Annotated in this window: 11 protein-coding genes; 5 read left to right on the top strand and 6 right to left on the bottom strand. The window is 65.2% G+C overall.

Annotation, left to right across the window (positions count from 1 at the left end; genetic code table 11):
* Positions 1 to 67: 67 nt before the first annotated feature.
* On the top strand, positions 68 to 775 hold the full coding sequence (locus tag ACQP2U_RS21845; protein WP_433709178.1) for an FHA domain-containing protein: 708 nt from the start codon (positions 68 to 70) through the stop codon (positions 773 to 775).
* On the opposite strand, the gene ACQP2U_RS21840 is transcribed toward ACQP2U_RS21845, so the two are convergent.
* Positions 772 to 1,434 (bottom strand): serine protease, encoded by a 663-nt coding sequence (locus tag ACQP2U_RS21840; protein WP_433709177.1) that lies wholly within the window; start codon positions 1,432 to 1,434, stop codon positions 772 to 774. The two genes, ACQP2U_RS21845 and ACQP2U_RS21840, sit on opposite strands and share 4 nt — an antisense overlap.
* A 49-nt stretch (positions 1,435 to 1,483) precedes the next feature.
* Positions 1,484 to 1,732 carry a hypothetical protein gene (locus ACQP2U_RS21835; RefSeq protein ID WP_397029563.1) on the bottom strand — a complete coding sequence of 83 codons (249 nt, stop codon included), beginning with the start codon at positions 1,730 to 1,732 and terminating at the stop codon, positions 1,484 to 1,486.
* Between the two features lie 394 nt (positions 1,733 to 2,126).
* On the opposite strand from ACQP2U_RS21835, the gene ACQP2U_RS21830 reads away from it, so the two are divergent.
* On the top strand, positions 2,127 to 2,339 hold the full coding sequence (locus ACQP2U_RS21830) for a hypothetical protein (RefSeq protein WP_433709176.1): 213 nt from the start codon (positions 2,127 to 2,129) through the stop codon (positions 2,337 to 2,339).
* Positions 2,340 to 2,420: 81 nt separating this feature from the next.
* On the opposite strand, the gene ACQP2U_RS21825 is transcribed toward ACQP2U_RS21830, so the two are convergent.
* Together ACQP2U_RS21825 and ACQP2U_RS21820 are read right to left on the bottom strand one after the other, a co-directional pair.
* Entirely contained in the window at positions 2,421 to 3,071 is a 651-nt protein-coding gene (locus ACQP2U_RS21825) for a DUF305 domain-containing protein (RefSeq protein ID WP_433709175.1), read from the bottom strand.
* Positions 3,068 to 4,639 carry an LVIVD repeat-containing protein gene (locus tag ACQP2U_RS21820; RefSeq protein WP_433709174.1) on the bottom strand — a complete coding sequence of 524 codons (1,572 nt, stop codon included), beginning with the start codon at positions 4,637 to 4,639 and terminating at the stop codon, positions 3,068 to 3,070. Before ACQP2U_RS21820 ends, ACQP2U_RS21825 begins: the two co-directional genes overlap by 4 nt.
* Positions 4,640 to 4,950: 311 nt before the next feature.
* Between ACQP2U_RS21820 and ACQP2U_RS21815 the strand changes: the two genes are divergently transcribed.
* Entirely contained in the window at positions 4,951 to 5,109 is a 159-nt protein-coding gene (locus ACQP2U_RS21815) for a hypothetical protein (RefSeq protein ID WP_433709173.1), read from the top strand.
* On the opposite strand, the gene ACQP2U_RS21810 is transcribed toward ACQP2U_RS21815, so the two are convergent.
* Entirely contained in the window at positions 5,106 to 5,642 is a 537-nt protein-coding gene (locus ACQP2U_RS21810; protein WP_433709172.1) for a VOC family protein, read from the bottom strand. The genes ACQP2U_RS21815 and ACQP2U_RS21810 overlap by 4 nt on opposite strands.
* Before the next feature lie 334 nt (positions 5,643 to 5,976).
* Here ACQP2U_RS21810 and ACQP2U_RS21805 point away from each other — a divergent pair, with 334 nt between their 5' ends.
* Positions 5,977 to 6,798: an LLM class F420-dependent oxidoreductase gene (locus ACQP2U_RS21805; RefSeq protein WP_433709171.1), complete on the top strand. Its 822-nt coding sequence runs from the start codon at positions 5,977 to 5,979 to the stop codon at positions 6,796 to 6,798.
* Positions 6,799 to 7,070: 272 nt separating this feature from the next.
* Here ACQP2U_RS21805 and ACQP2U_RS21800 read toward each other — a convergent pair whose 3' ends face one another.
* On the bottom strand, positions 7,071 to 7,439 hold the full coding sequence (locus ACQP2U_RS21800) for a hypothetical protein (RefSeq protein WP_397029574.1): 369 nt from the start codon (positions 7,437 to 7,439) through the stop codon (positions 7,071 to 7,073).
* Positions 7,440 to 7,780: 341 nt separating this feature from the next.
* Here ACQP2U_RS21800 and ACQP2U_RS21795 point away from each other — a divergent pair, with 341 nt between their 5' ends.
* Positions 7,781 to 13,243 carry a carboxyl transferase domain-containing protein gene (locus ACQP2U_RS21795; protein ID WP_433709170.1) on the top strand — a complete coding sequence of 1,821 codons (5,463 nt, stop codon included), beginning with the start codon at positions 7,781 to 7,783 and terminating at the stop codon, positions 13,241 to 13,243.

Raw genomic sequence — 13,243 nt, 5'->3', positions numbered from 1 at the left:
AAGGCGCATTCTGAGTCATACGGTGCCAGCAGTTTCATCACCTACCTCGGATTGGGAACGACGCATCATGGCCACGTCATACGGACAACAGGCGCTGCGTCAGGGTCACTATCCGGACGCAGGCGATGGTGCGCGGCAAACGTCAGCCGATGGCGGCACTCTTTCTCACCGAATCGGCTATGGAAATTGGCGCGAGATTCCACTGGATCGCGACATGCGCAGCATGACGATCGGGCGATCGGAGGCCGCCGATATAACCGTGACCGCCGACGCGACCGTCTCGCGTCTGCACGCCATAATTGAGCGGATGAGCGACTGCTGGGTCGTCATCGATAATGGGCTGTCCACAAATGGGACCTTCGTCAACGGCGAGCGCGTCGACGGATGTCGCAAACTCGAGTCCGGCGATACCATCCGCTTCGGCAAATCGGTCTTCATCTTCACAGACGACCACTCATCCGAAGATGAAGTAACGATTGCCCACGGCAGCCTGCCGACCAGGAGTGCGCTGACCGACGCTCAATATCTGATTCTCGAGGCTCTGTGTCGCCCGTACGACGCTCGAAGCGGGTTCACCTACCCCGCGTCCAACTGGCAGATTGCACACGATCTGTGCCTGAGCGTGGCCACGGTGAAGACCCACATGCGGGCGCTGTTCAAGATATTCGACGTCGAATCATTCCCGCAGAACAAGAAACGCATGTTTCTGGTTGAACGCGCGCTCGAAAGCGGCGTCATCGTCAATCATCATGGGCGAGAGCATTTCGGCGGCTAAATCGGATGGAAACCCGCTCCGATGCCACCGCGGGTATTGATGTCGTCCAGGATGGCGGCGATATTCGCTCCGAGCTCCGGTCCCAGACACGGCACCCGCAGGTATCCGTTCACCATGCCGACCAGCGTTGTTCCGACCACGACGGGCGCGCCGGAGTCACCGGGAAGGACGCATATCTGCGTCCAGGTCCAAGTATTGGTCTGGTTGAGATCTCCGTAGGCCAGTCCACAGGTCTGGCCCGTGGTATAGCCCTCCTTGCACGCGACGTCCGGGAACTGTGCAGGACCGCCCAATCCGGTAATCGTCGTATTACCAACGCGATTCACCGGTACTACCTTGTCCGAATCGAACGCGATGACGGCGTAGTCCATATCGAGGTTCGAGTAGGCGAAGGTGCCGACGACTCCGGCGTCACGGTTGGCCTCGGCAACAATGGTGTCACCCGCAATACTGCAGTGACCTGCGGTGACCCCGACCAGCCGACCCGCGGCATCGTGCCCGATCGTGGTGAGCGTGCAGACGCCCTGGTCGTTGACGATAATGCCGGAACCGCCGCCCAGTACCGACGGACCTGCCGCATGCGCAGTGCCTGCTTGCACCCCGGCCAGCGCTGCGCATGCCGCGAGCACAGCCGCGGCTCTCGCGAGGTTCCTGAACATGTTGTCCTATCCAATCGCTCGAGCCGCAACTATTCCGTCGTCGAGTAGGTCATACCAGACAGATGCCCGTTCCGAAGGGGAAGATCGGCGGAATGAAGCAGACCCACCATAGGAAGGGGTTCCACCACAAGAAGGCTGGGTCAGCCGCCTGGGGGAGCTGTTCTGAAGCGGGCGCCACTTGGACGGGCGCAGGGGGATTGGCCGGGGCGGGATCGGCGGTAGCAATGCCTGAGCCGAGTGCGATCATCGGTGCGAGTGCTGCCGTTGCGACGGCTGCGCGAATTTTGGTGCTCTTCATTATGCTTCCTTCAACTGAATGCTTCAGGGACGCCCTCGTCCGTCGAAGGCTTCCGCACATGAACAACACCAACTCTCCTCGTAGAGCGCGCGGAAGATCATCCTCCCCCGGGTTGGAAACCCTCAGACCTCGGGTTGCGCCGGGGCGCAAAGGTGATGCTCAGCGCAGAGAAAGAAGTGTTGGGCACGCGTCGGGGCCATGGTGGCGCAATGATGTTCGGTATGGGTGAAACTCCGGCAGGGTGCCAGTCCGACGGTCATCGCTCGGTTCGCGACCGGCGGGTCGGAGTATGTACCGATACAGCGAGCCGATGATGGTCTGACCTTTCGGCCTGCTTGCCCTCTTTGGCAAGTCCGAAACCATCGTCCGCTCGTATTTGGGCACGCACTTTCCGATGTCCGACACCTTGCTCGAAGTTGCGGCGCTCGTCGTCGCCTGCGACGCCAGTTTTCCGTCGTTATCCGATGAACATGCCGTGGTCGCCGCGGCCAATATGGCCACGACACCGGCCCATCGACACCAATTAGGAATCATTGCAATACGCCTCTCCGAATCGCAGGGTGCCCGCTACGCGATGATTGCAGACAGGCCTACGCGGCATTGCTGACATGTGACCGAACGGCGGGCGTCATCGCGCATGTCTCGGTTGCCACCGCCGGGTGCTTCGGGAGTGCTATTTCCGGTGGAGTCAGCTCGGGGTGTTTCGTTGCGTCAACAACATCATCAGGCCGACTTCCCGGCTCTGGGTGTCGATCATGTCGCGGGCCGCCTGTTTGACGATGCCGCTGGACAATTGGCGATCGGCAGCCTTGGCCATTTGGATGCCGCCGACATGGTGGCGCTGCATGAGTTGCAGGAACAGCGCTTGCGCGTCGGTGCCGTGCGCCGCTGCCAGCGCATCGAGTTCGGATTGAGTCGCCATACCGGGCATGAGGTCCCCGGTTGCGGCGGTGCTGGTCGCCGTCGCGTGCTGGTGTTGCGTGAGGTCGGGCTGGTGGGTGTGCATCCAAGCCATCGGTTGCGGATTGATCGTGACCACACGGGCCATTCGCAGCCAGCCGAGCAACATGCCGATCTCGGTGCGCTGGGTGTCCGAAATCTGTTGTGCCAGTCCCCGTACTGTCGGATCGACCCCGCTATCGAGTCGCTGTGTCATGAGCAGTGCCTGGCTGTGGTGGGCGACCATGTCCTGCGCGAAGCCGATTTCGATGCTGGTGAGGACGGGCGGCGTGGGCTTGTCATCGGCTATCAGCAGCGGTCGGATGGCCGCGCCGACCGCTAGCAGCAGTACGGCCAGGCTGACCAGCGCGGCACTCCTGATCCAGGCTTGCCGGGTCATGAGCCCATGGTGGAGTGTTGATCGGCGGGCGGGACGTAGACGCTCGAATCCAATTGCAACGCAAGGAATCCGTTGTCAGCGCAGGTGGTCCACAATTGATTGCCGCGCCATTCGGGTGCCGAGAAGCACCAGTCCGAGGACAGATCGCCGAACGCGAGCATGCCGGTGCGCGGACCGGCGGCTTCGGACATATCGAACTGGCCCTGCAATATGGTCTGGACCACGGTCGGAGACGCGAGCAGCGGCGGGCCGATGATCGAGGCGAGTGCGTGCGGCGAATTCGTCAGCTCGGCATTGTGCCCGGTGTGGGCGGGCGGGTTGTAGTAGGCGATCTCGCGGATGTCGAGCGGGTCGCGGACGTCGAATACGCGGATGCCCGAGGAGGTCCAACTGCAGGCCAAGGCGGTGGGATCGGCGGGTCGATCCGCGGCGCAATAGTGCGCGTCGTAGGCGAACAGCGAGCCGCCCGAGGCGGAAGCCATTGCGATGTCCTGGTTCTGGGGGAGATCGATCTCTAGTTTGATGGTGTTGCGCAGGCGTGGATTCATTGCGTCGGAGACGTCGAACAGCTTTACGCCGCCGGATCCGGCCTCATCGGTGGCGAAGACATACGGCGTGCCTCGATATGTGACCGGGATATTGTGCTGGGTGCCCCAACCATCGGTCCAGGCGATGTTGGCCAGTTGGCGCACTTGCGGATGGGGATCGCGCCGCTGGACGGCGCTGATATCGAGAACCATGAGCCCGCCGAAGTTATTGGCGAGATACATGGTGTTGCCGTCGGGACTGAATCCGAAGCCGTGCATGGATAATCCGGGCAGGTTCTGCCAGATAACGCGCGGATTGGCCGGATCGGTGAGATCGACGGCACTGACCAGACCCGGTGCGGCACCCGAGCTCCAATAGGTGTTGCCGTCAGGGGAGAAGCCACCCTCGTGTGCGGTGATCGCCAGCGGCATGGTCAGACTGGTCCCGGTGCCCGGGTTGAGCAGACGGGGGTGCGCGCAATCGGATATGTCGTAGACCGAAAGCAGACCCGCACCGGTCAGGAAGGGCGCACCCGTGCCGACGAGTAACTTCCGAGTCTCGTTGACCTTCAAGCTTTCCCAGGTGCCCGCCAACATTGCCGGCTCGTTCAACGTGGCGGTGAGCACCGGCGCGGCGGGATCGGAGACGTCGAGCACCTGCACACCTTGTTCGGGCCCCAGCAGGTTGCCCGGGAAGAAAGTGCCGACGTAGGCGCAATGTTCGAAGCTGACCGAGGAGATACCCCCGCCGCGCCCCGGGTAATTGCCGACCTGCGACATATTGCAGCGGTAGCCGAGAGTGCTGCGGCCGGTGTCCCGGTCGGCGGCGGGCACGTCGCCCTGGTGCCCGGATTCCGGGTCGGAGCCGGGGCCGCACTCCGCGCGGGCGACCGCGATATCGGCGAGGCCGGAGATTTCTCGAACATTGCCGGTTGAATCCGACTGCGGTTGGGCGGCAAGGGTTCCGGTCGGCAACAGCAGTGCCGTGGCCGCGATCGTCACCAAGGAACGCCGAGCAAGGGGGAGCAACGATGATGTCATGGTGGCCCTCAGCGATGAGGGTTGCCTTTCATGTGGATCGATAGTCGATGCCAGGTCGGCCGCGGGCTGGTGGTCCGTCGATCGGCTGCGGAAATCCGTTGAGGGTGCGACGGCCATGGTGGCGGCTGTGCGATCTCACTATCCGGACTGTACTGTCCGGTTACTACTCGGTAGTGTGCGCGAGGCGCCATCCGGAGTCAAGACCTTCCCCCGATTTCGCGGGGGGTCGCTCACACTCCGATAATCAGTCGATCCAACAGCGCACGAGTTGCCTCGACGGCCCGCCTGATCCTGTCGGTCGAAAGGGATAAGTGCGGATAGCCGAGCGGCTGTTCCCGGTGCGCTGCAGCGACGTCGATATGTGCTGGATGCCCATCCGCCGCCAGGTCGACGAATTCGATCCGCAGCGGGCCGAAGGCGCTGAGATGTTCGATGCCGATGCGCTCCGTACGGGTTCGAAGCAGCCCTAGTCGGCGGTCGTACCCGCAACGAAGCGCTGCCAGACCGCATGATCCGTACGCGGACCACCGGGTGTATCCGCACCGTATCGGGTGATCTCCGCCGTGAGATCGAGCGGCATGGTCGGCGCGGTCATACCCTGCAATTCCTGCTCGATCGCGGCATCCGGGACCAACCAGCACACCTCGAATTCGATGCCGTCGGGGTCGACCCCGTACAGCGACTTGGTGACCGCGTGATTCGAGGCACCGGTCAGCGCGTCCGCCGCCCGCAGGGCGTCCCGCACTCGCCCTAGTTCGCCCAGTGTGTCCACCTCCCAGGCGAGGTGGTACAGCCCGACTCGTCCGGTGCGATGTGCGAGGGTCGGTTCGGTGGATCGGAACAGACCCAGGTCGTGGTCGTTGGCCGAACCGGCCGCCTGCAGAAACACCCCACCCGGAATTGCGCCGATCTGTCGGAAACCGAGGACCTCACGGTAGAACTCGGCCGAGCGCTGCACATCGGAGACGAAGAGAACGGCGTGGTTCAGACGGTGGATAGGCACGAAAGTTGCTCCGTTTCCTCGGTACTCGGCCGATGCGAATGCTCCCGGCCGCCGCGCGTCGCCCGGTGTCCCGGATTCAGATACCCCTTCGGCATCTGTTCATCTCTTCGATTCATCAGTTGGCGGGCTCTGGGTGAACGACGCGCAGACCGGTTGGCCCGCAGACCTTCATACCAACGGATCGATGGGCTATCGCTGATCAACTTCCGCTGAGTGGAAAGGTTCGGGACCAGACAATCGGAGTCGACGAGGGCCGCACTTCGGCAGAGGTGCCGCACCTCACAGCGCCTCCGATTGACCTTCACATACATGTGAAGGTTCGAGTATTTCGGTCATGAAGATAGGTATTACCACCTTCGTTACCGACGAGGGAATCAGCGGTCCGAAACTCGGTGTGGCGCTGGAGGAGCGGGGGTTCGAATCGTTGTTTTTACCCGAGCACTCGCATATCCCAGCGAGCCGAAAGTCCCCGGCTCCAGGCGGTGGCGAGTTGGCTCGGGAGTACTACCGCGCGCTGGATCCGTTCGTCACCCTCGGCGCCGTCGCGGCGGTGACGGACCAGTTGATCCTCGGTACCGGGGTCACCCTGCTGATCCAGCGCGATGTCATCCACACCGCGAAGGAGATCGCCACGCTCGACCGAATCTCGCATGGGCGCTTTGTATTCGGCGTCGGCGCGGGCTGGAATCGCGAGGAGATGGCCGATCATGGCACCGACCCGCGCACTCGCGGCGCGCTGCTCGACGAGCAACTCGAGGCCATCCGGGTGATCTGGACGGACGATCTCGCCGAATACCACGGCCGTTTCATCGATTTCGACCCGATGTACGCCTGGCCGAAGCCCATACAAACCCCGCACCCGCCGATTTTCATCGGTGGCGCGGAAGCGGCCGCCGAACGCGCCATCCGCCACGGCCTGGGTTGGCTTCCCGCCGCAGTGGCCGACCCCGCCGAAATACCGGATCAACTGGCTCGACTCGGTGGAAATGACCTGCCTGTGACAGTCGCGTTCGCCCCGATCGATCCGGCCGTGGTCGACGGCTACGCCGAGGCCGGGGTGCAGCGATTGGTGTTCAGCGCGCCGACTCTGCCCGAACACGAAACGCTGCGCGCCCTCGATGAAATCGCCGAGGTGGCCGACCGGTACCTGATCTGAGGGCCGACCGCGACATGCCATGGCAGATTGACAAGGAGTGTATCGATGTAACTCACTCGCGCGGGTTTGCGGTCTCGCCACGTATCCGCGACTGCCGAACACACGCCGCGTACGTTGCTCGGCACGGTGGGGACTCGCGAGGTCGCAAGCGAATAGTTCATCACCGAGCATCCGGATGGACGCCGTTTCACCGATCCGAAGTCATGGGCACCGCGCAGTCGTTCAGCGTCGCCGCACTCGGGCTGGTGTTAACCACGCGCCCGATAAACGCATCACGGGCCCGACGTCGTCGTGTCTTGTCGCGCGGCGGTGAGGTGCTCGGTAGCGAAACGGGCGATGGTGCAAGCCTGGCGCATATGAGCTTCCGGGTGCGCGGTGCGCTGCTCCAGCGTGGTGCGGATCCGATCCAACGATGCGGTGGCATCGCTGGTGGCTCGGTGGAGCACGGTGTGCCGGTGGTCGAGTTCGCGGTAGGCGAGGTCGATGTCGTGGCAGCGGCGGCGCAGATCGGCGACATGGTTGAGCAGGTCGGCCACTTCACGTGTGGAGAGGGTGAGCGTCGGGTGCTCGTCTCCGGAGAGGATCGCCTCGCCCGCGACCTCGGCACAGCGCGCGTGCAGGACATCGAGAATGTCGGCCACACAGATCACCTCCCACTACTGCCCACGATGACGAGAGAACGGTTGCAGGTCAACGCATCTGACGATGGTAGGGCGCGAATCGACGCTCCCTCTCGTTTGATTGCTTTGATCGACACGTGACCCGGCTACGACCCGATCACGCGTACGGTACTGGAATCCTGCCGGCCGAGGAATTCCGCCACTAGTGTCATAGGCACAAATGAGGAATTTTTCGACGATACGCGCGGGTAACCACCTGACGCTGTGTAATTGCGCGCAGTAAGGGTGCAGACTACGCGGGACCGGTAGTCGCAATCCGTCGCCCGACCGGGCCAGAACCGTGGAGTGGAAGGAGTCGGCGAGTGTTCAGCCGCATCGCCATCGTGAACCGGGGAGAGGCCGCCATGCGGCTCATCCATGCCGTCCGAGATCTGGCCGCGGAGACCGGGCGACCGATCGAAACCGTCGCGTTGCACACCGATGTCGACCGGAACGCGACATTCGTGCGCGAGGCCGACATCGCCTATGACCTCGGTCCGGCGTCCGCGCGTCCCTATCTGGATCTGAAGGCGCTCGAGCGCGCTCTGGTGACGACCAAGGCCGACGCCGCCTGGGTCGGTTGGGGTTTCGTCGCCGAGGATCCGGCATTCGCCGAGCTGTGCGAGCAGATCGGCGTCACCTTCATCGGCCCCAGTCCGGAGGCTATGCGCAAGCTCGGTGACAAGATCGGTGCGAAGCTGATCGCCGAGGAAGTCGGGGTGCCGGTCGCGCCGTGGAGCCGCGGTTCGGTCGAGACCGTGGACGCCGCGCTCGCGGCCGCCGCCGAGATCGGCTACCCGTTGATGCTGAAGGCGACCGCCGGTGGTGGCGGCCGTGGTATCCGGGTGATCACGAACGAGGCCGAACTCGTCGATGCCTACGAACGCACCCGTCAGGAGGCCGCGCGCGCCTTCGGCAGCGGCGTGGTCTTCCTGGAACGGCTGGTCACCGGTGCCCGGCACGTCGAGGTCCAGGTGATCGCGGACGGCCAGGGCACCGCATGGGCGCTCGGCGTGCGCGACTGCTCGGTGCAGCGGCGCAATCAGAAGGTCATCGAGGAGTCGGCGTCACCGGTGCTGCGTCCCGAGCAGGTGGCCGAACTGAAGGCGTCGGCCGAGCGGTTGGCGATCGCGGTCCAGTATCGCGGCGCGGCGACCGTCGAGTTCCTGTACCACCCGGGTGACGAGCTGTTCGCATTCCTCGAGGTGAACACCCGTCTGCAGGTCGAACACCCGATCACCGAGTACACCACCGGTTTCGACCTGGTTCGGGCGCAGCTGCTGGTGGCATCTGGCGGCAAGCTCGAGGGCGAAGTGCCGGCCGAACGCGGGCACGCGATCGAGGCCCGGCTCAACGCCGAGGATCCGGACCGCGACTTCGCGCCCGCTCCGGGCCGCATCGCGCGGCTGGATCTGCCCGCTGGGCCCGGTATTCGCGTCGACACCGGCGTCAGCGAGGGCGACACGATTCCCGCCGATTTCGACTCGATGATCGCCAAGATCATCGCCTACGGTCGTGATCGTGACCAAGCGCTGGGTCGACTGCGCCGGGCGGTGGCGCAGACCAGGGTCGTCATCGAGGGCGGCGCGACCAACAAGAGCTTCGTGCTCGACTTGCTGAACCAGCCGGAGGTGATCGACGCCAGCGCCGACACCGGCTGGATCGACCGGGTGCGCGCCGAGGGTCGCCTCGTATCGCATCGCCACTCCGCGATCGCGGTGGCCGTCGCCGCCATCGATGCCTATGAAGAGGAAGAGCGCGTCGAGCGGCACCGGCTGCTGTCCACCGCGGCCGGCGGACGTCCGCAGGTGCAGCACGAGAGCGGTCGACCGCATGACCTCAAGTTGCGCGGCGTCAGTTACCGGGTGCGGGTGGCCCGGATCGGTGCGCATCGGTTCCGCATCGGCATCGAGGCGGGTGGCGAAATGCGTGCCGCCGATGTCGATCTCGAGCGTTTCGACCGCCATACCGGGCAGATCGTCGTCAACGGCACCCGCTATCGGGTGATCACCGGCACGCACGGGCCGATTCATCTGGTCGATGTCGACGGTGTGACGCATCGGATCAGCCGTGACGAGGGTGGTGTCGTACGCTCGCCCGCACCCGCGCTGGTCGTTGCCACGCCGCTGGAGATCGGGGCCGAGGTCGAGGCGGGCGCACCGGTCCTGGTGCTGGAGAGCATGAAGATGGAAACGGTGCTGCGCGCGCCGTTCCGGGCACGGTTGAAGGAGTGCGCGGTTTCGGTCGGTACCCAGGTCGAGACCGGCGCGCCGCTGCTGCGGCTGGAGCCGATCGCCGAGGACGACGAGGCCGCGGACGCCGAGGAGGTCACGTCCGTTGAACTGGACCTGCCCGACGAGCCCACACCGGACCGCGTGCACGACGGTATCGCCCGCAGCCTGCAGGACCTGCGCAGCTTGCTGCTCGGCTTCGACGTCGACCCGCATGACGAGCGCCGGGTGCTCGACCACTACCTCGCCGTGCGCCGGGCGGCCATCGCGGACAACCGCAGGCCCCTCGCCGATGAGATCGAACTCGTGCAGGTGTTCTCCGACCTGTCCGAACTGAGCCACAACCGGTCGTGGGACGACGACGGCGTCCAGGGCCATGTCCACAGCGCCCGCGAGTACTTCCACGCCTACCTGCAGAGCCTCGATGTCGAGCGCGCCGGACTGCCGGAGTCGTACCAGGCCAAACTCGCCAAGGCGCTCGGGCATTACGGCGTCACCGAACTGGATCGTTCCCCTGAGCTCGAAGCCGCGGTCTTCCGGATCTTCCTCGCCCAGCAACGGCCATCCGACACCGTCACCGTTATCACTACCTTGCTGCGCGAGTGGCTGGGCGAGCCGGTGCCGGACCGCGCGCTGCAGGAGCCGGTCGGTCTGGCGCTGGAGCGGCTGGTTGCCGCGACGCAGGTGCGCTTCCCCGTGATCGCCGACCTCACCCGTGGCCTGGTGTACTCCTGGTTCGGCCAGCCGCTGCTGCGGCGCAACCGCGCCCGCGTCTACACCAATGTCCGTAAGCAACTGAGCCACCTCGACGCGTACCCGGAGACGCCGGATCGCGCCGAACGTATCTCCGAGATGGTGCGCAGCACCGAGCCGCTGGTGCGGCTGCTCGGTCAGCGCCTGGTGCGTGGCAGTGCCGACAACACCGCCATGCTCGAGGTGCTGACCCGCCGTTACTACGGAAACAAGGGTCTGACCGGTGTGCACACCCGGGAGGCCGGTGGGTGCACGTTCGTGATCGCCGAACGCCGGGGCCTGAGCTTGGTTTCGGCGGCGGTGAGTTTCGATGCGCTCGACACCGTGCTGCGCGGTCTCACCGAGCTGGCGGGCGTGGCCGCCTCCATCGAGGCCGACATCTACCTGAGCTGGGAGAAGCAGCCGGAGGACTTCGACGCGATGGCCGCCGCGTTGCAGGAAGTGCTCGGTGCGCGGCCGTTGCCGAACCAGATTCACCGGATCACCGCCACTGTCGCGGGTAGCGGCGGTGCGGTGATGCATCATCACTTCACCTTCCGTCCGTCCGCCACCGGCATGGTCGAGGAGCGGTTGATCCGCGGCCTGCATCCGTATATCGCGGAGCGGATGCAGATGAAGCGGCTGCGCAAGTTCGATCTCACCCGGCTCCCGTCCTCGGACGAGGAGGTCTACCTGTTCCGGTGCATCGCGAAGGAGAATGCGTCCGACGAGCGTCTCGTCGCATTCGCGCAGGTACGAGACCTGGCCGCACTGCGCGAGCACGACGGTCGGCTGCTCGCGCTGCCGACGGCCGAAAGCACGATCGCCGCCTGCCTCGACTCGATCCGCCGGGCGCAGTCGCAGCGGCCCTCGGCCAAGCGGTTCCACACCAACCGCGTCGTGATGTACATCTGGCCGCCGGTCGAGATGACCCGCGTCGAGCTGGAGACGATCATCGATCGAGTGCGGCCGACGACCGCGGGCGCCGGGCTGGAGGAGATCCTGCTCATCGCACGGCATCGCCACCCGAAGAGCGGGGAGCTGATCAAGGTCGCCGTGCGCATCGCCTTCGATGCCACCGGCGGCACCACGGTGACCATCGGCGAGCGGTCCGACGAGGCGGTCGAGCCGATCGACGAGTACCGGCAGAAGGTGCTGCGGGCCAGCAGCCGCAACACCGTGTACCCCTACGAGCTGACCGCTCTGCTCGGTGAATTCGCCGAATACGACCTCGATTCCGATCACACGCTCGTGCCGGTCGACCGGCCCAAGGGACGCAATAAGGCCGCGATCGTCGCGGGCGTGGTCACCACGGCGACCGAGCAGTATCCGGACGGCATCAGCAGGGTGGTGCTGCTCGGTGATCCGACGAAATCGCTCGGTGCGCTTTCGGAGCCGGAGTGCCGTCGCGTGATCGCCGCGATGGACCTGGCCGAACGGATGCAGGTGCCGCTGGAGTGGTACGCGCTGTCCTCCGGCGCCCGGATCTCGATGCAGTCCGGCACCGAGAACATGGACTGGGTGGCGGCGGCACTCAAGCGGATCGTTGAATTCACCCAGGACGGCGGCGAGATCAACATCGTGGTCTCGGGGATCAACGTCGGCGCGCAGCCGTACTGGAACGCCGAGGCGACGATGCTCATGCACACCAAGGGCATCCTGGTGATGACGCCGGACTCGGCGATGGTGCTCACCGGCAAGCAGGCGCTGGACTTCTCCGGCGGCGTGTCGGCCGAGGACAACTTCGGTATCGGCGGCTACGACCGGGTGATGGGCCCGAACGGGCAGGCGCAGTACTGGGCGCCTAACCTGCTCGCCGCGCGAGATGTGCTGATGTCGCACTACGACCACACCTATGTGGCGCCGGGCGAGCAGTCGCCGCGGCGGTCGGACACCAGCGACCCCATCGATCGCGACGTCTCGGACTTCCCGCATGTCGTGGCGGGCAGTGACTTCACCACGGTCGGCGAGATCTTCTCCGCCACCGCCAACCCGGACCGCAAGAAGCCGTTCGACATCCGGACCGTTATGCGAGCCGTGGCCGATCAGGACCACCCGGTGCTGGAACGCTGGGCGGGGATGGCCGACGCCGAGACGGCCGTCGTCCAGGATGCGCGGCTCGGCGGTATTCCGGTGTGCCTGCTGGGCATCGAGTCCAGGGGCGTGCCGCGCCGCGGCTACCCGTCCACCGACGGCCCGGACACCTACACGGCTGGCACGTTGTTCCCGCAGTCTTCGAAGAAGGCCGCACGGGCGATCAACGCGGCCAGCGGCAATCGGCCGCTGGTGGTGCTGGCGAATCTCTCGGGCTTCGACGGCTCACCGGAATCGATGCGGAAGTTGCAGCTCGAGTACGGTGCCGAGATCGGCCGAGCGATCGTCAACTTCCAGGGCCCCATCGTGTTCTGCGTGATCTCGCGCTATCACGGTGGCGCCTTCGTGGTGTTCTCGAAGCTGCTCAACCCGAATATGACCGTGCTGGCGCTGGAAGGCTCATTCGCCTCGGTGCTCGGCGGCGCCCCCGCGGCGGCGGTGGTGTTCGCCGGCGAGGTCGATGCCCGTACGGCAGCCGATCCGCGGGTGCGCGATCTCGAGGCGCGCGCGGCGAACGCGCTCGGTGCCGACCGTGCGGCACTGACGGCGGAACGCGACGAGGTCCGTTCGTCGGTGCGCACCGAGAAACTCGGTGAGGTCGCAGCGGAATTCGACCGCGTGCACAATATTCAGCGCGCCGTCGAGGTCGGTTCGGTCGATGCCATCATCCGTGCCGCCGAACTGCGCCCGCGCATCATCGAGGCCATAGAGGCAGGTCTGCCCAGCTGA

This window comes from Nocardia sp. CA-084685 (assembly GCF_050955785.1).
Taxonomy (GTDB): domain Bacteria; phylum Actinomycetota; class Actinomycetes; order Mycobacteriales; family Mycobacteriaceae; genus Nocardia.
This window is presented reverse-complemented; position numbering and strand designations above follow the sequence as displayed.

Coding starts and splice junctions, on each gene's coding strand:
- ACQP2U_RS21840 (WP_433709177.1), bottom strand. CDS start 1,434: ATGTTCAGGAACCTCGCGAGAGCCGCGGCTGTGCTCGCGGCATGCGCA.
- ACQP2U_RS21835 (WP_397029563.1), bottom strand. CDS start 1,732: ATGAAGAGCACCAAAATTCGCGCAGCCGTCGCAACGGCAGCACTCGCA.
- ACQP2U_RS21820 (WP_433709174.1), bottom strand. CDS start 4,639: ATGACATCATCGTTGCTCCCCCTTGCTCGGCGTTCCTTGGTGACGATC.
- ACQP2U_RS21825 (WP_433709175.1), bottom strand. CDS start 3,071: ATGACCCGGCAAGCCTGGATCAGGAGTGCCGCGCTGGTCAGCCTGGCC.
- ACQP2U_RS21805 (WP_433709171.1), top strand. CDS start 5,977: ATGAAGATAGGTATTACCACCTTCGTTACCGACGAGGGAATCAGCGGT.
- ACQP2U_RS21830 (WP_433709176.1), top strand. CDS start 2,127: ATGTCCGACACCTTGCTCGAAGTTGCGGCGCTCGTCGTCGCCTGCGAC.
- ACQP2U_RS21845 (WP_433709178.1), top strand. CDS start 68: ATGGCCACGTCATACGGACAACAGGCGCTGCGTCAGGGTCACTATCCG.